Below are 18,311 nucleotides of genomic sequence, written 5' to 3'. Positions count from 1 at the left end.
CGGTCCCCCCGCGCGGGGGGACCGGGCCGTCGCCGTGGTGTCGGCGCGGGGCGGGCCCTTCAGGGACGGGGGCGGGCGTCGGGTCAGCAGAGCTTGAGGGCGGTGGTACGGAACTTGGCGGACTTGACGCGGGCGCCCTTGATGGTGAGGACCTCGTCGGGCTTGAGGGATTGGAGGTCGGCGAGGGTGAAGTCGACCATGCTGTCCCTGGTGTTGGCGGCGGCGATGGCGTAGGCGTAGTAGGTGGTGCCGGGGGCGAGGGCGGTCAGGGCGGACTCCTCGGTGGCCCAGCCGGGAGGCGCGGTGAAGAGGGGGAAGCGGTCGACGGTGTCGGTGGAGTCGGGGCCGGCGTCGATCTCCCAGCGCTTGCTGTCCTTGCCGGAGCCGGACATGGAGACGGACACGTGGGAGACGTGGCCGTCGGCGCAGAGCGGGACGACGACGGCATAGCCGGAGCCGTCCCGCTGCAGGCCGAGGGTGGGCTCGGGGGCCGGCGAGCAGGCCGCCGTGGCGGCGGCGAGCAGGCCGGCTATCCCGAGGGCCGCGAGCTGACGATGGGTCAGCATGCGTGAGGCGGGAGGAGGGACACGGTGTCGTGGCAGGTGTTCATCCTCCAGAAGGTAGCGCCCGCGCTCCCGGTCGCCACCGGGCAGATCACACGGAGGACCCGAAGGTGACGGTGAAGCCGCTGCAACGGCTGCACTGCTGCATCACCTTGTTGCCCGGCACCTGGTCCTGCTTGGACCACGTGTAGGCCCTGGGGCACTTCGCGCCGAGCGCGCGGCTGTAGTCGCTCGGGGTGTCGCGGCTGGGGTTGGTGCACAGCATCGGCTTTCCGTCCGGCCCGCGGGTCAGGTCGGCCGGCGGGCAGGAGGACAGCAGGTTCGTCGCGCAGCCCCGGGTGTCGCAGCCCCCGCCCGCCGGGATGGAGGCGTTCACCGGGGTGATCGTGACCGGCAGCGAGAACGCGTTCACGTAGCTCACGTCGTACCAGGGGGCGGCGCCGTCCCGGGCGTCGAAGTTGAACTCGGCGAGACTGACGGGCTGTTCGCCCGTCGTGCAGTGGTCGGCGTACGGGCCGCAGTCGCCCACCCGGCAGTGGAAGCCGCTGCCGGAGGCCCCGCCGCACCCCTGCCGGGCGAAGAACTTCCCCCGCCAGTGGAACGGGGCGGTCGTCTCGGGGACGGTCACCGTCGCCGACTGCCCGGGAGCCAGGACCGGCAGCCGGGTGAACTGCTTCGACCCGTCGGCGTTGACGCCGCTGCCGATCCACAGCCGCTGTGACGAGTGGTTCACGAACGTCACGGTGTGGTCGACCGCCGCCGCCGCCGCGGTCGCGGTCGGCGCGGTGCGGGCCGGTGCCGCCGCGCCCGCGCCGGGCAGCGCCACGGTCAGGGCGGTGGCGGCCGCCGCGACGAACAGCCTGATCAGGAACCTTCGCATGACGTCTCCGTTCCGCTCAGCAGGTCTTGTCCGGGTGGTCGTGGGTGATGGCGCAGATCATCGCGTCCGCCCGGCCGTTGTTCGGGTACTTGCGGTGGAGCTCGTCCTTGAACTGCTGCCACTGGCGGGCGATGTCCTTGACGGCGAGGTCGTTGGCGCGGTCGAAGTTGTGGCCGACGGCCGAGCGCGGGGTGTCCTTCGTGTCCTTGTTCAGCACGCCGTCGTGGGTGACGCGGTTGGCGCAGTCGGACACCGTCCCGGTGTGGTCGCGGTCCGGGTAGCAACCGGTCGCCAGGTCGTGCGGGATGTGGCCGATGGCGTCCCTGGCCCAGTCGTCCCTGCTCATGGAGCTGTAGCGGGCGATGGAGAAGAACGCGGGCAGGTCGGTCCTGCCCAGGCCCGGGGGGTTCCTGACGCCGACGGCCCCCGGGCCGGCCTGGTCGACCCAGTTGCTGTGGGCGTAGAAGTCCTCGATCTGGTGCCAGCCGCGGCCCAGGTCCTCCAGCACCTCGCACTTCGCCCGTCCCGGTCGGTCGTTCCAGTCACAGGCCGGCGAGATGGCGGTCTGGGCGGCGACGACGTGCCCGTTCGCGTCGACCAGCCGGTCCGCGGCGGCGAGGGCCCGCTTGACGTTGTGGACGGAACTGTCGATGCAGTCGACGATCTCGGCGTCGGCCTGCCCCCGGGTGCGGGGGTAGCGGCTGTCGTACCGGGGGTCGAGGTAGTCGGCGTTGTCGCAGTGGAGCTTGCCGATGCCGAAGTACTCGCCGTGGTCGTTGGCGACGATCGCGCCCGAGTTCCCGTCGGCCATCGCCGTCAGCGAGTTCGGGTGCCAGCCCCCGGCCCCCAGGGCGGCCCGGGTGATCCTCTCGTGGTTCCCCCCGCTGAAGGCCTGTGCCGGGGTGGCGGCACCAAGGACGACGGAACACGACAGTGCAAGGCCGGCGGCGGGGGCGTACAGGTGCCGCCGGCGGGAAAGGTTGGAACCCACGAAGCCTCCAGGCATGTGAGGACGTCCGCAACGCGCGCGCATCCGAACGCGGCGTCTCCCCGCCATGATAGCCATGCACATGACAGATAGTGGGCGAATCGCCACAGCACCCGACCCCGCGCACCGGTCGCCGCCCACCGGACGGATCGCCCCCGAACTCCCGGGGCCACCGAAAGATCGTGCCAATGACCCGGAGAGGCACAGCATCCGCCACCGCCGTGGGAGCAACCCCTGCAAGCGCGGGGCCGACCGCGAGCCGGACACCACCACCCGGTGCCGGATCGAGCAACCCCCGCGAGCGAGGGGCCGACGGCCAGTGCGGCGGCGGATTCTTGTCGTACTGGGAGTAACCCCCGCGAGCGCGGGGCCGACGACATGATCGCGGTTCCTCTCGTCGTGGTCCGAGAGCAACCCCCGCGAGCGCGGGGCCGACCGGCCATCGGTTCATCCGAAGTGATCGTGTGTGGAGCAACCCCCGCGAGCGCGGGGCCGACGAGGCGGCCGTCCAAAAGGCTTCTGGGTCTGGCGAGCAACCCCCGCGAGCGCGGGGCCGACTGCCGCACCGACGACGGCCGCCCCGCCGCCCTGGAGCAACCCCCGCGAGCGCGGGGGCCGACCCGGTGGCGTCGGCGAACCGCTGGAGCAGACCGGAGCAACCCCCGCGAGCGCGGGGCCGACTGCTGCTGCCGGACACCACGGAGCCGATGGCCGGAGCAACCCCCGCGAGCGCGGGGCCGACCCGACCTTCACGGTCACGGGGCCGGTGCCCGGCGAGCAACTCCCGCGAGCGCGGGGCCGACAGGGCTTCGGCTGGGGCGGCTTCGAGGTTGGGGGAGCAACCTCCGCGAGCGCGGGGCCGACTGCCAGTTCGTCGGCACCAGACGACCGGACCAGGAGCAACCCCCGCGAGCGCGGGGCCGACGCCGCAGGTGCCGCACTGCCGTCGACGCAGGAGGAGCAACCCCCGCGAGCGCGGGGCCGACGCCGCGCTCGCCTGGTCGGCGCTCGCCGTCTGGGAGCAACCCCCGCGAGCGCGGGGCCGACTTACCCCCCGTGCTTGACCGACTCCGTCAGGAGGAGCAACCCCCGCGAGCGCGGGGCCGACTTGGTGCCGCCCCCTGCGGACAGCCCACCAACGGAGCAACCCCCGCGAGCGCGGGGCCGACCGCATCCTCGACGACCCCGCCGCGATGGAGGAGGAGCAACCCCCGCGAGCGCGGGGCCGACTGGGAGCACACGCCTCTCATGAAGGTCAACTGGGAGCAACCCCCGCGAGCGCGGGGCCGACCTCTCCATCGGCCGGCGCCTGCCCTCCTACCAGGAGCAACCCCCGCGAGCGCGGGGCCGACAGTCCCCAAGCGACCGCCGGACCGACGTTGCGGGAGCAACCCCCGCGAGCGCGGGGCCGACTCGACGCCGCCTCCCTTCGCGACGTCCTGCGTCGAGCAACCCCCGCGAGCGCGGGGCCGACAGATCAGCGCCGGCCCCTGCCACTCCAGGGCGTGAGCAACCCCCGCGAGCGCGGGGCCGACAGATCAGCGCCGGCCCCTGCCACTCCAGGGCGTGAGCAACCCCCGCGAGCGCGGGGCCGACACTTGCTGACCTGCAGCGATCGGCGTCAAAGGGCGTCGGTTGATTCGGTTCGATCGGATGGCAGCCCGTAGGGGAGCTGATGCATTGCCGTCATCTCTCCTTGTTTCGAGTCGAGTTGTCAGTGCAGTGTCCTACGCTCCCGAAGCGTACTCGCACGTGGAGGTCGGACGATGGATGAGGGCCGTTGGCGGCGGTATCCACCGGAGGTCAGGGGCTGGTTGGGTGCCTTGTGGGGCAAGTCTGCGGGGCGGGCCGGCGGGACTGCCAACCTGCTGCTGTCGCACATGCTGGACACTGCCGCGGTGGCCGAGGTGGTCTGGGACCGTTACCTGCCGCAGGTGACGCGGTGGCGTCTGGACGCTTTGGCGGGTGGTGCGGGCCAGGGGCGGCGTCTGTTCGCCTGGCTGTGCGGGATCCATGACTGCGGCAAGGCCACCCCGGTGTTTCAGCAGCTCGACGCCGTCGGTGAGGCTGCGGTCCGTCAGGCGGGGCTCGGCTGGGACACGTATGCGGTGCGGGGCGTGCCTTGGCGGCATGACAAAGCCGGTGCCCGCGTGCTGAGGGCGCTGCTCACCGAAGCGATGTGGTCGAAGGAGCAGGTCGGTTGGGTCTGGCCGTTGGTCGCCGGCCATCACGGGCTGATCCCGACGGTGGGGCAGCTGAGCCCGCCGAGGAGGAACGAAAAGCTGCAGGGAAGCAGCCGGCCCTGGAAGCTTGCTCAGTCGGCGCTGGTGGAAGTGTTCTCCCGGGAGCTCGGCTACGACGGCGACTCGCCGCTCGCTGCCGTCGAACCCGTTCTGGTGCCGAGCCGCGCGGTGCAGCTTCAGCTGTCCGGCTTCGTGGTGATGGCGGACTGGATCGCCAGCGACGAGCGGCACTTCACGGGAGTGTCCGATCTGACGGGGGTGACGCTGTCTCAGGCTCGGCAGCGGGCCGAGGCGGCGTGGTCGAGGCTCGAACTGCGCGGTGGGTGGGGAGCATTGGCGGTGCCGGGTCCGGAGACGTTCCGGGACCGGTTCGGCCACGGACCCCGACCGTCCCAGGAGTTGGTCCTGGACGTGGTGCGTCGGATGGGTGGGCCCGGCCTGGTGATCGTCGAGGCGCCGATGGGGGAGGGGAAGACGAAGGCTGCGCTCGCGGCGGCCGAGCTGATGGCCGCGCGGCACGGCGCGGACGGGGTGTTCCTGGGGATGCCGACCCAGGCGACCGCGGACCCGATGTTCACCCAGGTTCGGGCGTGGCTGCGCGAGGTCGGGGACGGCCTGGACGGCCAGGTCGCGCTGCTGCACGGCAAGCGGATGTTCAACAAGGAGTGGCGCGCCCTGCTGGAGGGCGCGGGGGAGTGGGGGCAGAACGCCGACGACCCCTTCGCGAAGGTGGGCGAAGACGAGTTCGGAATGCGGACCGACTGCTTCGACGGCTGCGAGGGCGGGGAGCGAAGGGCTCCCGCCGAGTGGTTCCTGGGCCGCCGCCGGGGGCTGCTGAGCCCGTTCGCGGTCGGCACCATCGATCAACTCCTGTACGCCGCGACCCGCACCAAGCATGTGATGCTCCGCATGGCCGGCCTGGTGGGCAAGGTCGTGATCCTCGACGAGGTCCACGCCGCTGACGTCTACATGTCGCAGTTCCTGCTGGAGGGCTTGTGGTGGCTCGGGCAGGCCGGAGTGCCCGTGGTGCTGCTGTCGGCGACCCTGCCGCCCGAGCAACGGTGCCGTCTGGTCGGTGCCTACCTGGCGGGAACGCAGTCGGCGGAGGCCTCGGCGGCGCTGGAGCTTCCGGAGCCGGAGGGCTATCCGAGCGTGACGGCGGCCTGGGCGGAGCCTGGCGGGGAGCCGGCGTTGTTGGTCGAGGGCACCGAATCCTGGCGCGATGACCTCCAGGTGAGGGTCGAGGTGCTCGATGAACCGTCGACGCGGACCGATTCCCAGGCCTCGGGGGACGACGCCGGCCCGGCGGGCGCCACTGTGGTCGACTACCTGAAGGAGCGCCTGGTCGACGGCGGATGCGTCCTGGTCATCCGCAACACCGTGGCCCGTGCCCAGTCCACGTTCGAGGCCCTCCGCAAGGAGTTCGGCGCTGATGTCCGGCTTCTGCACGGCCGCCTGCACGCGGGTCATCGAGCCGACCGCACGCAGGAAGTGCTGAAGCTCCTCGGGCCGCCGACCGAAGGGGCCGAGCGGCCCGACCGGCTGATCGTCGTCGCGACCCAGCTCGCGGAGCAGTCCTTCGATGTCGACGCCGATCTGCTGATCACCGACCTCGCACCGATGGACCTCCTCCTGCAGCGCATCGGACGCCTTCACCGCCACGACGGCGTGAAGCGCCCCCGCCTGCTGTCCAGGCCCACCGTTGCCGTCACCGGTGTCCACCTCGGCGACGACAGCGCGCCGCACATTCTGCGCGCCTCCGAACGGATCTACGGGCGCTACCTCCTGCTGCGCACGGCGGCAGAGGTCGAGCGAGCGGCGACGGTCGACGCAGGCGGGTGGAGGATCCCCAGTGAGGTGCCGGCCCTGGTCGCCCGTGTGTACGGCACCGACGCCCTCGTCCCCGCCTCCTGGACCAGGGCTGAGGATGATGCCCGGCAGGTGTGGGGGGAGCGGCAGAACGAGCGCCGGGACGCGGCCGCCAAGTACCTGCTGACCCGCGCCGGGGAGCACGGATCGCAGACCCTGGCCGGCCTCCACTACGGAAACCACGGCAGATTGACGGAAGGTCAGTTCGAAGCGATCGTCCGTGACGGGGGCGTGAGCGTGGAAGCCGTCCTGGTGCGCCACGCCGCGGAGGATTTCCACGCGATGACGGCTCGCAAACTCGGTCCCAACGGGACGGTCGCGGCCGAGCTGGTGGACGACGTGCTCTCCGGGACGGTGCGCCTCCCCGCCAAACTGACCACGGTGGCCGAGCAGACCCTCGGACCGCTGGTGGGCTGGCGCGACCATCCGTGGCTGCGGTACAGCCTTGCCCTCGAACTCGACGAACACGGCGCCGCGGTCCTCGGTGACTTCCGGCTGCGCTACGACGACGTGCTGGGCCTCGTGGTGAGCGGAGGACACCCGTACCGGTAGAGCGCGTGGGCGGAATCAGGCGGAGTGCCGCTCCGCCCACGCGACCCCAACCCCGCGAACGCGGGGCCGACTTGCGGCCGAAACCGGCTCGCAAACACGGCCAGGGGCCAACCCCGCGCACCAAACCCGCGGGGCCGAGGGGCAATTCAAGCATTCACCCCACAACGGACCTTCACCGGTGCCACGATGAACCAGCAACAAGCTAAACATGGCTAGTTGGGAGAACAGCGCGTGCCTGGGTACAACCTTGTCGACGAACCGTGGCTGACGGCACGACCCGTCGGAGGCGGTCCTCCCGTGGAGCTGGGGATGGCCGAGGCCTTGGCCCGGGCCCACGAGCTCGAGGGCCTCGTGGTCGAGTTCTCCACCCAGCTCCCGGCCGTCCTGCGCCAGGTCCTGCTGCCCGTCGTCGCCCACGCCACCGGCGCACCCCAGGACCTTCAGGAGAAGGGCGAACGGCTCGCCCAGGAGGGCGGGTTCACGAAGGACGAACTGGACAAGAAGCTCCTGCCCTACCTCGACGAGCACCACGCGAAGTTCGACCTCTTCGCTCCCGAGGCCCCGTTCGGGCAGGTCGCCGGGCTGCGCACCGCCAAGGGCGAGACGAAGGGTTCGACCGCCCTGGTGGCGACCGCGGCGAGCGGCAACAACGTCCCGCTGTTCGCCAGCCGCACCGACGCGGACCCCCTCGACCTGACACCGGCCCAGGCCGCTCACTGGCTCGTGCACGCCCACTGCTGGGACACCGCGGGGATCAAGACCGGCGTCGTCGGCGATGACCAGGTCAAGGCGGGCAAGACGACCGGCAACCCCACCGCCCCGCTCGGCCAGCTCGGCGTCATCATCCCCACCGGGCGCACCCTGTACGAGACCCTCCTGCTGAACCTCCCGCTCACCCCGCCGGACAACCTCGGCATCCCGCAGTGGCTGAGGGGCCCGCACCAACCCGCCTGGAGGCCCCGCAAGGCCGACGGTCTCCTCGACCTGTGGACGTGGCAGGCCCGGCGGATCCGGCTCCTCCCGCACCAGGACGAGACCGGGCAGTTGCGGGTCGCCCGGGTGCTCATCAGCGCCGGCGACCGCCTCACCCCCGTGCCCGAACAGGAGCCGCACACTGCCTGGACCTTCACCGCGTTGGCCAAGCAGTCCGGCAAGAAGCCCGCCTCGGCCCTTCCCGAGCGAAGGCCCCGCCGCCACACCCAGGGCAAGGCTGCCTGGCGCGGACTGGAAGCCCTCCTCGCGCCCACCCGCCAGAGCTCCGACGGCGTCTTCGAGACCAGCATCCTGCTCGACGAGGTCAGCGCCCTGCAAGAAGACGACCTACTCCCCGTCGACTACCCGCTGCAGGTCGAGACCTTCGGGGTGGTCTACGGCACCCAGTCCTCCGTCGTCGAGGACGTCATCCACGACGCCATCCCCCTTCCCCTGCTCGCACTCCACCGGGACAGCGAAGCCCACCAGTTGCTCCTGGACGTCGCCGAGCAGGCGGAACGGCTGGCCCAGGCCCTCAACAACCTCTCCGCCGACCTGCGCCGGGCCGCCGGAACCGACCCCATCCCCTGGGACAAGGGCCAGCGCCCCGGCGAACTCCTCCTGCGCACCCTCGACCCGCTGGTGCGCCGCCTGCTCGCCGGTGTACGCGACGCCGGCACCGACGAGGACGTCCTGGACCGTGGCCGACTCGCCTGGGAGCAACTCGCACACCGCCACACGTGGGATGCGGCGAACGCGCTCCTGCTGGCCGCACCCGCCACCACGTTCGGCGGCCGCGCCCTCGACCAGCCCGGAAAGGCGGGCAAGACGCAGACCTACCGGCTCGGCACGGCCGGTGCCAACTTCCGGCGGAAGGTCAACGAGATCCTGCCCCGCCACGCCGATGCCGTACGGCAAGCGGCCGCCGCCCGGGTAGCCGAGACCGGACCCGCCTTCGACTCCGACCCCGCCCCTGGAGCGGACTTTGACTACTGAACACACCGCCGCCGCCAAACAGCGCCGGTACTGGGACCAGTTCACCGCCCACGACCACACCTGGCGCATCGACCCCCGCACCAAGCAACCGCGCCGACCGCCCGGAGAGGACCTCGCGGCCCTGCGCTCCGGTCTCGGGCGCCCCGTCATGGACAGCCCCAAGATGTGGCCGCTCTACAGCTGCGAGGTCAATGACTTCCTCGCGCTGCGCGACGAGGTCTCCGACGAGCAGATGGCCGAGCACGCCGCCCTGGCTCTCTACGGCCTTCACCAGCAGAGCCAGTCCACGCCGATGCACCGCCGCGGCGTCAAACTCGGCCAGGCGCTGCGGGCCCTACGTCGCAGCGGCAAGTTCAGTGAGGAGGCACTCGACACCCGAGTCGCCCAACTCGCCAATGCCACCAGCGTGTCCGCGCTGCTGGTCCACCTGCGCGGCCTGGTCACCCAACTCCGCTCCGTCGGGCAGCCGTTGGACTACGACCACCTGATGGCCGACATCCAGGCCTGGCACCACGCCGACCGGCGCCCGCAGGTTCGGCTCAAGTGGGCCATCGGCTATCAGGCCTGGAAGGACCAGGCACCTGCCGAGTAGTCGCACTCCGGCACATCCATCGCCACCGGCACCATCATCCTTCGAGGAGAAGCGCATGACCGACCGCCTCTACGTCGACGTGCACATCCTGCAGACCGTCCCGCCGGCCAACCTCAACCGCGATGACAACGGCAACCCCAAGGAGGCGTACTTCGGCGGCAAGCGCCGCTCCCGCGTCTCCTCCCAGGCCTGGAAGCGCGCCACCCGCATCCACTTCGCCGAGAGCCGCGACCCGCAGGACCTCGCCACCCGAACCAAGCGGATCGCCGCCCAGCTCGCCAAGGGCATCGCCGAGCGGACCGGCGTGCCGGCCGACGGCACCCGGCGGATCGCCGAGGCCCTGATCAAGTCGACCGGGATCTCCGCCGGCAAGAAGGACGGCGAAACCGCCTATCTCCTCTTCTACGGCCGCCGCCAACTGGACGCCATCGTCGAACTGGTCGCCGACACCGCCACCGACCTCGCCGCCCTCGACGCCAAGGCCCTCGACGAGGCAGTGAAGGCCCTGCCGGTCAAGGACCAGCTGCAGACCGGACACCCTGCCGACGTCGCGCTCTTCGGCCGCATGGTCGCCGACATCCCCGGCCTGAACGTCGACGCCGCCACCCAGGTCGCCCACGCCATCTCCACCCACGCCGCCGAACTCGAATTCGACTACTACACGGCCGTCGACGACGAGAACAGCGCCGAGGAGACCGGCGCCGGCATGATCGGCACGATCGGCTTCAACTCCGCCACCCTGTACCGGTACGCCACCGTGGGCCTGCACCAGCTGCGCGGCAACCTCGGGGACGACAAGGCCGCAGTCGACGCCGTCGACCTGTTCGTCGACTCCTTCGCCCGCTCCATGCCCACCGGCTACGGCAACTCCTTCGCCCACCGCACCCGTCCCAGCCTGGTGGCCGTCGTCGTCCGCGCCGACCAGCCCGTGAACCTCGTCTCCGCGTACGAGAACGCCGTCCCGGCGAGCAGCGGCATCGTCGCCGAGTCCGCGCGCCGCCTCGCCGACGAGTTCGCCACCGCCACCGAGCAGTGGGGCGACACCCCGCTGTACGTCGGCGTCTGCCACACCCTCGGCACCGACACGGGCACCGACCAGACCGGGCAGAAGCTCGCGGACGCCTTCGGTACCAACCGCACCTTCACCGAGCTGCGCGACGGCCTGCGAATCGTCCTCACCGAGCGGGTGAACGACAACTGATGCCCGCCGACCCCATCCCCGCACCGGCCCCGGAACAGGCGGTCCTGGTACTGCGCCTGGCCGCTCCCCTCCAGTCCTGGGGCGAGCGCAGCGCCTTCAACCGCCGTGACACGCCGCCCCAGCCGACCAAGTCAGGTGTCGTCGGACTGCTCGCCGCCGCCGCGGGCCGCCCGCGCGAGGCGGACATCGCCGATCTGGCCGGCCTGCGCCTGGGCATCCGTATCGACCAGCCCGGGACGCTGCTGCGCGACTACCACACCGTCAGCGACTACCGGGGGCGGCCGCTGCCGCAGGCCGGTGTCAACGCCAAGGGCCTGCAGAAGCCGACCTCCCCGGCCAAGGACACCCACGTCACCCACCGCTACTACCTCCAGGACGCGGTGTTCGTCGCCGCGGTCCAGGGCCCGGCCGACCTCGTCACCACGCTCGCCGAGGCGATCCGCCATCCCGCCTTCCCGCTCGCCCTGGGCCGGCGCTCCTGCGTCCCCACCCAGCCGATCGCCCTCGGTGCGGTGCGCGACGGCACCCTGGAGGCCGTCCTGGCCGCCGAGCCCTGGCAGGCGGGCAACACGGCGAAGGCCGCGTACCGGCGTCGGGCCGAGCGGGGCCCGGAGCCGTTCTCCCCGCACCGGATCGACCTGGCCGCGACCTTCGACGACCCCTCGGGCGAGGACATGCTGCAGGACGTCCCGCGCTCCTTCTCGCCCCGCGAGCGCGGCTTCTCCACCCGGCGGATCCGCCACGCCTGGCTCGACGTCCCCACCGGCCTGGACCCGTCCGCCGCAACCACGCAACCGGCTGCCGCCACCGGCGGCCACGACCCGTTCGCCCTGCTGGGCTGGTGACCAGATGACCTACCTCTCCCGCGTCCGCATCAACCCCCTGCGCGCCGCCGCCCGCAACCTGCTCGCCAACCCCCGCTCACTGCACGGCGCCGTCCTGGCCGGCATCCCAGACCCCGCCCCCGGCGACCGGATCCTGTGGCGCCTGGACGCCGACCACCCGCGCCGCCCCATGCTGCTGGTCCTCACCCCCTCCAAGCCCGACTGGACCCACATCGTCGAACAGGCCGGATGGCCCGACGCCGAAGGCGAGCACTACGCGATCCGCGACTACAGCCCGCTGCTCGCCCAACTCGCCACCGGCCGCGAGTTCGCCTTCCGGCTGAAGGCCAGCCCCGTCCAGAACACCTCCACGCCTGACAAGGCGAGCCCGAGCCGCACCAGGACCGCCGCCGAACTCCACCACCGCTCCTACCGCATGGCCCACCGCACCGCGGCCCGGCAACTCGCCTGGTTCCTGGACCGCACCACCCGGTGGGGCTTCACCATCCCCGACGCCCGCACCGACGACCCGGCACCGGGCCTCGAACCATCCGCCGCGGACACCCCCGCCGGCACGCAGCCCGCCCGGGAAGTGAGGATCACCGACCGCAGCCGCAACACCTTCACCAAGCCCGGCACCCGCACCCCGGTCACACTCACCACCGCCACCTTCGAAGGCCGACTGCGGATCACCGATCCGGCCCTCCTGGAGGCCGCCCTCCTCGGCGGCATCGGCCCCTCCAAGGCCTACGGCTGCGGCCTGCTCACCCTCGCCCCGCTACCGGGCGGACACCACTGACCGATGGCCGACATCTGGTGGAAAGCCCACCCCCACGACCTGCACCGCCTCGCCGACCGGGTCTCCAGCGTCTACGTCGAACGCAGCCACATCGACCGCGACGAGAACGCCGTCGTCGTCATCAACAAACGCGAGACCGTCCGCGTCCCCGCCGCCATGGTCGCCGTCATTCTCCTGGGACCGGGCACCCGCATCACCCACGGCGCCGTCAACCTCCTCGCCGACTCCGGCACCACCGTGTGCTGGGTCGGCGAACAGGGAGTGCGCATGTACGCCGCCGGCCTCGGCCCCAGCCGAGGCGCGGCCCTCCTCAACCGCCAGGCGTGGCTGGTCAGCCGCACCAAGGAACGCCTGGCCGTCGCACGGAGCATGTACCGCATGCGGTTCCCGGGAGAGGACGTCAGCGCGGCCACCATGCAACAACTCCGTGGCCGCGAAGGCGCCCGCATCCGCAAGCTCTACCAGGCCGAATCACGCCGGACCGGAGTCCCCTGGAACGGCCGCGTCTACAAGGCCGGCGACGCCCACGCCGCAGGCGACGACCTCAACCGCCTCCTGTCGGCGGCCAACGCAGCGCTCTACGGGATCTGCCACGCCGTCATCACCGGCCTGGGCGCCAGCCCCGGCCTCGGCTTCGTCCACACCGGACTGGCCACCTCGTTCGTCCTCGACATCGCCGACCTCTACAAAGCCGAATACACCATCCCCCTGGCCTTCGACCTCGCCGAGCAGGGCCACACCGAGGAACGCGACGCCCGCCTCGGCCTGCGCGACCGCATCGCCCAGGACAAACTGCTCGGACGCATCGTCCACGACGTCAAGACCCTCCTCAGCCCGGACGACACGGACATGCCCGACGTCGAGGTCAACGAACTCTGGGACGAACGCGTCGGCACGGTCCAGGGCGGCGTCAACTGGTCCGGCACCGCAGGCACAGCGACGCCCTCGGTATCCGACCCGGGCATGGGCGACGAACACCTGGCCGTCATCGGCCCGGAGTTCACCCAGGACACGGGCAGCTCGTGACCGTCATCATCCTCATCGCAGCCCCCGAAGGCCTACGCGGCCACCTCACCCGCTGGATGGTCGAAGTCAACGCCGGCGTCTTCGTCGGCACCCCCAGCCGCCGCGTCCGCGACCGCCTCTGGGACCTCCTCGCCACCCGCATCGGCGACGGCCAAGCCGTCCTCGTCGAACCCGCCACCAACGAGCAAGGCTGGACCGTCCGCACCGCGGGCAAGGACCGCTGGAAGCCCGTCGACTTCGACGGACTGATCCTCTCAGCCCGCTCCCACCGCTAAGCCCGCAGGCCACGAAGTGCGTCGGCCCCGCACACGCGGGGGCTTCCACGGCGGACAGGGCCTTCGTCGCCTTGCCCGGGTGTCGCCCCCGCACGCGCGGGGCTGCTCCGCCGGAGTGCCCGAGAAACCCTTGCGAGACCGGGCCGACATTTCGTCTGGCTCCTGGGTCGCGTTGCGCCTGGAACGCCTCCGCGAGCGCGGGGCCGATGAGGACGAAACCGGCCGGGTCTGGGTGAGCGAGGAGCAACCCCCGCGAGCGCGGGACCGATCTCCTCGGCGATGTTGATGGAGCTCTCTACCTGGAGCGACCCCCGCGAGCGCGGGGCCGATACGGTGGGGTTGTCGCCTTGGCGGGCGGGGCCCGAGCAACCCCCGCGAGCGCGGGGCCGATCTGTCCGGACCGCCGAGGGCATAGAACTCCGTCGAGCAACCCCCGCGAGCGCGGGGCCGATACTTGCTGACCTGCGGTGATTGGTGTCAGAGAGCGCCGGTTGATTCAGGTCGATTGGGCGGCAGCCCGTACGGGAGCGGATGTAGTGGCGTCATTTCTCTTTGCTCCGATGCGGGTTGTCGGTGAGGTGTCCTACGCTCTCGAAGCGTAGTGGTACGTGGAGGTCGGGCGACGGATGAAGGTCGTTGGTAGGGGGTCGGCTCCGCATACGGCGGGGGTTGTCTGTGGCGCTCCGTGCCTCGCTAGGGCAGGAGGGGTTGACTTCGGATGTACGGCGCCGGCGGAGACGGAGAGGCGACCCGGCCGATCCTGAGTTGGTGCCATGAGGCCGACCCCGGTGGTGGACGGTCGCGGCGCTCCTGGCAAGGGGCGCCGCGACGAATCGACTTGTTGAACCGGCTGCCGGCTGGGCGAGATCGAAGCCTCGTACACCTGTGCGAGTGGGCCTGGGCTGGGGGTGGCCGCAGGTCGGACTGCCTCTGCGGTCTACCGCTCGACTACGGCTGCGTGCAGGTCAGTTGTCGCCGTGGTCGTACACCGCGGTGACGGGGGCGTGGTCGCTCCAGCGCTCGGCGTGGGTGTCGGCGCGTTCGACTCGGGCCTCGACGGCCCGGTCGGCGAGGCCGGGGGTGGCGACCTGGAGGTCGATGCGCCAGCCGGAGTCGTTGTCGAAGGCGCGGCCGCGGTAGGACCACCAGGAGTAGGGGCCGGTGCGGTCGGGGTGGAGGGCGCGGACGACGTCGACGTAGCCGGCTTCGTCGTAGACGCGGGTGAGCCAGGCGCGTTCCTCGGGGAGGAATCCGGCGGACTTCTGGTTGGCCTTCCAGTTCTTGAGGTCCTCGGGGCGGTGGGCGATGTTCCAGTCGCCGCAGACGACGACCTCGCGGCCGTCGGCGGCGGCGCGGGTGCGCAGGGCGGTGAGGTGGACGAGGAATTCCGCCATGAAGCGTTCCTTCTCGTCCTGGCGCTCGGTGCCGACTTCGCCGGAGGGGAGGTAGAGGCTGGCGACGGTCAGGCCGGGCAGGTCGATTTCGACGTACCTGCCGGAATTGTCGAATTCGGTGGATCCGAATCCGATCACGGTGCGCTGGGGCTCGGTGCGGGACAGGACGGCGACGCCGGCGCGGCCCTTGGTGGCGGCGGGGGCCCAGACCGCGTGCCAGCCGTCCAGGTCGCGCAGTTCGACGGGCAGCTGCTCGGGTTCGGAGCGCACCTCCTGGAGGCAGATCACGTCCGCCTCGGTGCCCGCCAGCCACTCGACGAAGCCCTTCTTGGCTGCGGCCCGGATTCCGTTCACGTTCACACTCGTCACCACGATCACCCGGGCAGCCTACCGACTGGCCGTACCCGACCGGGACCGTGACGCGCGGCGCCCGGTCCGGCTCCGACGGATTCCGGCAGTGACTGACAGGAGCTGTCGTGAACGCGGCATGAATATGTGCGACAGTCCCATCAAGGCGTGCCATTGGTCTTGACCATCTCCGGACGGAGCACCTAGGGTCGCTTACTGCAAGGACCTTTAATAAAGAAGGACGGATAAAAGCCCGCTCTCCCACCTGCCGCAACAGCGGACAGCGGGCCCGGGATCCGCCCTCCTTGTCGCAGGGCGGACGGAACAAACGGGTGGAGGCCACGGTGGGGACGACAGGACAGCTTTCTGCGGTGCCGGAGCCGAAGTACTGGCACCTGCGCACGGTTCTGCTGCGGGCCATCGACTCGGAGTTCTCCACCGGGCAGGTCCTGCCCAACGAGCGCGAGCTCTCCGCCCGCTTCGGCGTCGCCCGGGCCACCCTGCGCCAGGCGCTCGACCAGCTGGAGCTGGAGGGCCGGCTGGTCCGCCGCCGGGGGATCGGCACCCTGATCGCGGCCCCGCGGGTCGGCGTCCCGGTCAACCGGCAGGAGGAGGGCTGGCCCGGCGCCGCCCGCAGCCAGTCCTGGCGGACGATCGACTGCACCACCGCTCCCGCCACCGCGCAGCTCGCGAAGAGCCTCGGTATCGCCGAGGGCGCCGCCGTGCACACCGTCCGCCGGGTCCGTCTGGTGGAGGGTCGCCCGATGGCCACCGAGGCGCTGCACGTCCCGGCCGCCGCCCTGCCGCACCTGCCCGGCTTCCGGGCGGAGAGCGACCGCGCCCGCTCGGTGCTGCGCCAGCTGGAGCGCCTGGAGGTCGACGGCGAGTCGCGCTCGGTGGAGCTCGGCGTCGCCGAGGCCGAGCAGGCCGCCCTGCTGGAGCGCCAGCCCGGCGCCCCGGTCCTGGTCCTGACCACGCAGTACGCCTCGGTCGGCCGCCTGGTCGCCGTCGCCGTCGCCACCTACCGGGCCGACACCTGCAAGCTGACCTTCGGTGAGGCCGGCCTGGTCGAGGTCACCCCGGTCGGTACGCCCGCCGAGGTCCGCACCGCGTCCTGAGGCGCCGCTGCTCCGAGGCACCCCCGAAGTACCCCCTGAACCATCTGCCGGAAACCCTCAGGCCGAGGCCCGGGCGTCAACTGACGTCCGGGCCTTTGCCGTTGCTGCCAATGGAGGGGGAGGGTGGAGGGGAAGGGGCAGGGAGCGGGACGGACGGCGCGGGCCCGCGCCCGGGCGCTCAGGCCCGGGGCGGGTCCACGGCGAAGAGCTGCTCCTCGACGTGGTCGAGGGCGACGCGCAGCGCGCCCATCGCGACGACCTCCGAGCCGAGGGCCGCGAGGGCCACCTCGGGGGCGCGCAGGGTGAACTGGGCGAGGCGTTCGCGCAGCGGGTCGAGGACGCCGTCGAGGCCGGCCGCCCAGCCGCCGATCACCACCAGCTGCGGGTCGATGGCCAGCACGAGCGCGGCGACGCCCTGGACGAGGCGGGTGAGGAAGCGGTCGGTGGCGACCTTCGCGACCTCGTCGCCCTCCCGGGCCAGCCGCAGGACGCGGGCGACGGCGGCCTCGTCCAGCGGGTTGAGCGGCTTGCCGGTGGTGGACAGCAGGCGTTCGGGGGTGACCTCCTGGCCGAGCAGGTGGAGGGCGCCGATCTCGCCCGCGGCGCCGCCGAATCCGCGGTGCAGCTTGCCGTTGATGAGGGATCCGGCGCCCGGGCTGAGGCCCGCCATGACGAAGACGACGTCGTCGGCACCGACCGCCGCGCCCTGCCAGTGCTCGGCGATGGCGGCGAGGTTGGCGTCGTTCTCGATCGAGACCTGGCAGCGGAAGGAGCGCCGCAGCCGGGCGCCGAGGTCGAGTCCGGTCCAGCCGGGCATCGCGGTGCCGAGCTGGATGGTGCCCTCGCGGTCCACGATGCCGGGGGTGCCGATGCCGACCGCCCAGAGGTTGTCCCGGGAGATGCCGGCCTTGCGCAGCACCTCGGCGACGGCGGTGCGGACGGCGGTGAGCCGGTCCTCGGCCTCCAGGGTCTCGTCCACCGGCTTGAAGTGACTGCCCACCACGTCGCCGGTGAGGTCGGCCAGGATGACCCGGATGTCGTGCACGCCGATCTCGATGCCGAGGATGTGCCCGGCCTCGGCGCGGAAGCGGAACCAGCGGGCCGGGCGGCCCCGGCGGCCGGTGCCCGGCTGGCCGTCCTCCCTCGGCTGCTCGACCTCGGCGACCAGCCCGGTCTCGACCAGTCCCTCGATCACGCCCTCGACCGTCGGCCGGGAGAGCCCGGTCTCGCCGACGAGCTGGGTGAGGGTCACGGAGTGGCCGTTCCGCAGCGCCCGAAGCGTGACTGCCGCGTTGATCCGCCGCAGCAGCGACGAGTCTCCTCCGGTGAGCCGATCCGCCAATGCGATGCCCTTCGCCGTTCGCGCGACTGCCCTGGCGCGCGGTGTCGAGTGCGCGGTGCCCACCGAATGGCCCGCTCGGGTGCGCCCCCGGGACGCGGCACGGCGGCAGGGGGCCGCCTGCGCGGGGGCCGGAGGACAAGCGGGAGCCTACCCGGGCGCCGGCCCGGGCGGCGAGGATCCTCGCAGCTCATCCAGGCTTCGGTATCGAAATGGTACGGATCGGGTGGCGGTGCGTGACCTGGGCTTCACCGCCCGGTCACGGACGGTCCGGGGCCGGGCCGCCGGGACCGCGCCGACCGGCGGGTAGGGGAGGGCGGCGGGTACGGAGA

General features: G+C 71.9%; 14 protein-coding genes and 2 CRISPR repeat arrays. Of the genes, 9 read left to right on the top strand and 5 right to left on the bottom strand.

All coding sequences use genetic code 11. The features are described from left to right. Positions 1-83: 83 nt before the first annotated feature. From ACFQ6N_RS28680 to ACFQ6N_RS28670, 3 genes are all read right to left on the bottom strand, one after another. Complete coding sequence (locus tag ACFQ6N_RS28680) at positions 84-566, bottom strand: hypothetical protein (protein WP_380654987.1); 483 nt, start codon at positions 564-566, stop codon at positions 84-86. Between the two features lie 88 nt (positions 567-654). Next, complete coding sequence (locus ACFQ6N_RS28675) at positions 655-1,443, bottom strand: thaumatin family protein (RefSeq protein WP_380654984.1); 789 nt, start codon at positions 1,441-1,443, stop codon at positions 655-657. A 16-nt stretch (positions 1,444-1,459) separates the two neighbouring features. Continuing rightward, positions 1,460-2,434 carry a hypothetical protein gene (locus tag ACFQ6N_RS28670; RefSeq protein ID WP_380654982.1) on the bottom strand — a complete coding sequence of 325 codons (975 nt, stop codon included), beginning with the start codon at positions 2,432-2,434 and terminating at the stop codon, positions 1,460-1,462. A 222-nt stretch (positions 2,435-2,656) separates the two neighbouring features. After that, positions 2,657-4,027: direct repeats of the CRISPR family, unit length 28 nt; unit sequence GAGCAACCCCCGCGAGCGCGGGGCCGAC. Between the two features lie 170 nt (positions 4,028-4,197). Between ACFQ6N_RS28670 and cas3 the strand changes: the two genes are divergently transcribed. The 8 genes from cas3 to cas2e all read left to right on the top strand — a co-directional run bounded on the left by cas3 (position 4,198) and on the right by cas2e (position 13,780). Then, positions 4,198-7,095 carry a CRISPR-associated helicase Cas3' gene (gene cas3 / locus ACFQ6N_RS28665; protein WP_380654980.1) on the top strand — a complete coding sequence of 966 codons (2,898 nt, stop codon included), beginning with the start codon at positions 4,198-4,200 and terminating at the stop codon, positions 7,093-7,095. 231 nt (positions 7,096-7,326) lie between these two features. Beyond that, complete coding sequence (gene casA, locus ACFQ6N_RS28660; protein ID WP_380654977.1) at positions 7,327-9,063, top strand: type I-E CRISPR-associated protein Cse1/CasA; 1,737 nt, start codon at positions 7,327-7,329, stop codon at positions 9,061-9,063. Further along, complete coding sequence (gene casB / locus ACFQ6N_RS28655) at positions 9,053-9,655, top strand: type I-E CRISPR-associated protein Cse2/CasB (protein WP_380654974.1); 603 nt, start codon at positions 9,053-9,055, stop codon at positions 9,653-9,655. The genes casA and casB overlap by 11 nt, the downstream gene beginning before the upstream one ends. A gap of 55 nt (positions 9,656-9,710) precedes the next feature. Then, positions 9,711-10,856, top strand: a complete 1,146-nt coding sequence (gene cas7e, locus ACFQ6N_RS28650) for a type I-E CRISPR-associated protein Cas7/Cse4/CasC (protein ID WP_380654972.1) — start codon at positions 9,711-9,713, stop codon at positions 10,854-10,856. Further along, a complete protein-coding gene (gene cas5e, locus ACFQ6N_RS28645; protein WP_380654969.1) occupies positions 10,856-11,701 on the top strand; it encodes a type I-E CRISPR-associated protein Cas5/CasD in 846 nt (281 codons plus the stop codon). The genes cas7e and cas5e overlap by 1 nt, the downstream gene beginning before the upstream one ends. A gap of 4 nt (positions 11,702-11,705) precedes the next feature. Further along, positions 11,706-12,479, top strand: coding sequence for a type I-E CRISPR-associated protein Cas6/Cse3/CasE (gene cas6e / locus ACFQ6N_RS28640; protein ID WP_380654966.1), 774 nt, complete (start codon positions 11,706-11,708; stop codon positions 12,477-12,479). Between the two features lie 3 nt (positions 12,480-12,482). Continuing rightward, on the top strand, positions 12,483-13,505 hold the full coding sequence (gene cas1e, locus ACFQ6N_RS28635; protein WP_380654963.1) for a type I-E CRISPR-associated endonuclease Cas1e: 1,023 nt from the start codon (positions 12,483-12,485) through the stop codon (positions 13,503-13,505). Continuing rightward, positions 13,502-13,780, top strand: coding sequence for a type I-E CRISPR-associated endoribonuclease Cas2e (cas2e, locus tag ACFQ6N_RS28630; RefSeq protein WP_380654960.1), 279 nt, complete (start codon positions 13,502-13,504; stop codon positions 13,778-13,780). The genes cas1e and cas2e overlap by 4 nt, the downstream gene beginning before the upstream one ends. Before the next feature lie 185 nt (positions 13,781-13,965). Further along, a CRISPR array of direct repeats spans positions 13,966-14,232; the repeat unit is 23 nt; unit sequence ACCCCCGCGAGCGCGGGGCCGAT. Between the two features lie 513 nt (positions 14,233-14,745). Here the strand turns inward: cas2e and ACFQ6N_RS28625 are convergent. Next, positions 14,746-15,552 carry an exodeoxyribonuclease III gene (locus ACFQ6N_RS28625; RefSeq protein WP_380654957.1) on the bottom strand — a complete coding sequence of 269 codons (807 nt, stop codon included), beginning with the start codon at positions 15,550-15,552 and terminating at the stop codon, positions 14,746-14,748. Positions 15,553-15,866: 314 nt separating this feature from the next. On the opposite strand from ACFQ6N_RS28625, the gene ACFQ6N_RS28620 reads away from it, so the two are divergent. Continuing rightward, positions 15,867-16,640: a GntR family transcriptional regulator gene (locus tag ACFQ6N_RS28620; RefSeq protein ID WP_380654954.1), complete on the top strand. Its 774-nt coding sequence runs from the start codon at positions 15,867-15,869 to the stop codon at positions 16,638-16,640. A gap of 178 nt (positions 16,641-16,818) precedes the next feature. Here the strand turns inward: ACFQ6N_RS28620 and ACFQ6N_RS28615 are convergent, their stop codons facing one another. Next, positions 16,819-17,982, bottom strand: a complete 1,164-nt coding sequence (locus ACFQ6N_RS28615; RefSeq protein ID WP_380654951.1) for an ROK family protein — start codon at positions 17,980-17,982, stop codon at positions 16,819-16,821. Positions 17,983-18,311 lie beyond the last annotated feature (329 nt).

Source organism: Kitasatospora sp. NPDC056446 (genome assembly GCF_042796115.1).
In the GTDB taxonomy this organism is placed as follows: Bacteria; Actinomycetota; Actinomycetes; order Streptomycetales; family Streptomycetaceae; genus Kitasatospora.
This window is presented reverse-complemented; position numbering and strand designations above follow the sequence as displayed.

Bases quoted from the DNA above. Each gene is read 5' to 3' on its own strand.
- ACFQ6N_RS28680 (WP_380654987.1), bottom strand. From the start codon at position 566: ATGCTGACCCATCGTCAGCTCGCGGCCCTCGGGATAGCCGGCCTGCTC.
- ACFQ6N_RS28675 (WP_380654984.1), bottom strand. From the start codon at position 1,443: ATGCGAAGGTTCCTGATCAGGCTGTTCGTCGCGGCGGCCGCCACCGCC.
- cas3 (WP_380654980.1), top strand. From the start codon at position 4,198: ATGGATGAGGGCCGTTGGCGGCGGTATCCACCGGAGGTCAGGGGCTGG.
- cas7e (WP_380654972.1), top strand. From the start codon at position 9,711: ATGACCGACCGCCTCTACGTCGACGTGCACATCCTGCAGACCGTCCCG.
- cas5e (WP_380654969.1), top strand. From the start codon at position 10,856: ATGCCCGCCGACCCCATCCCCGCACCGGCCCCGGAACAGGCGGTCCTG.
- cas6e (WP_380654966.1), top strand. From the start codon at position 11,706: ATGACCTACCTCTCCCGCGTCCGCATCAACCCCCTGCGCGCCGCCGCC.
- cas1e (WP_380654963.1), top strand. From the start codon at position 12,483: ATGGCCGACATCTGGTGGAAAGCCCACCCCCACGACCTGCACCGCCTC.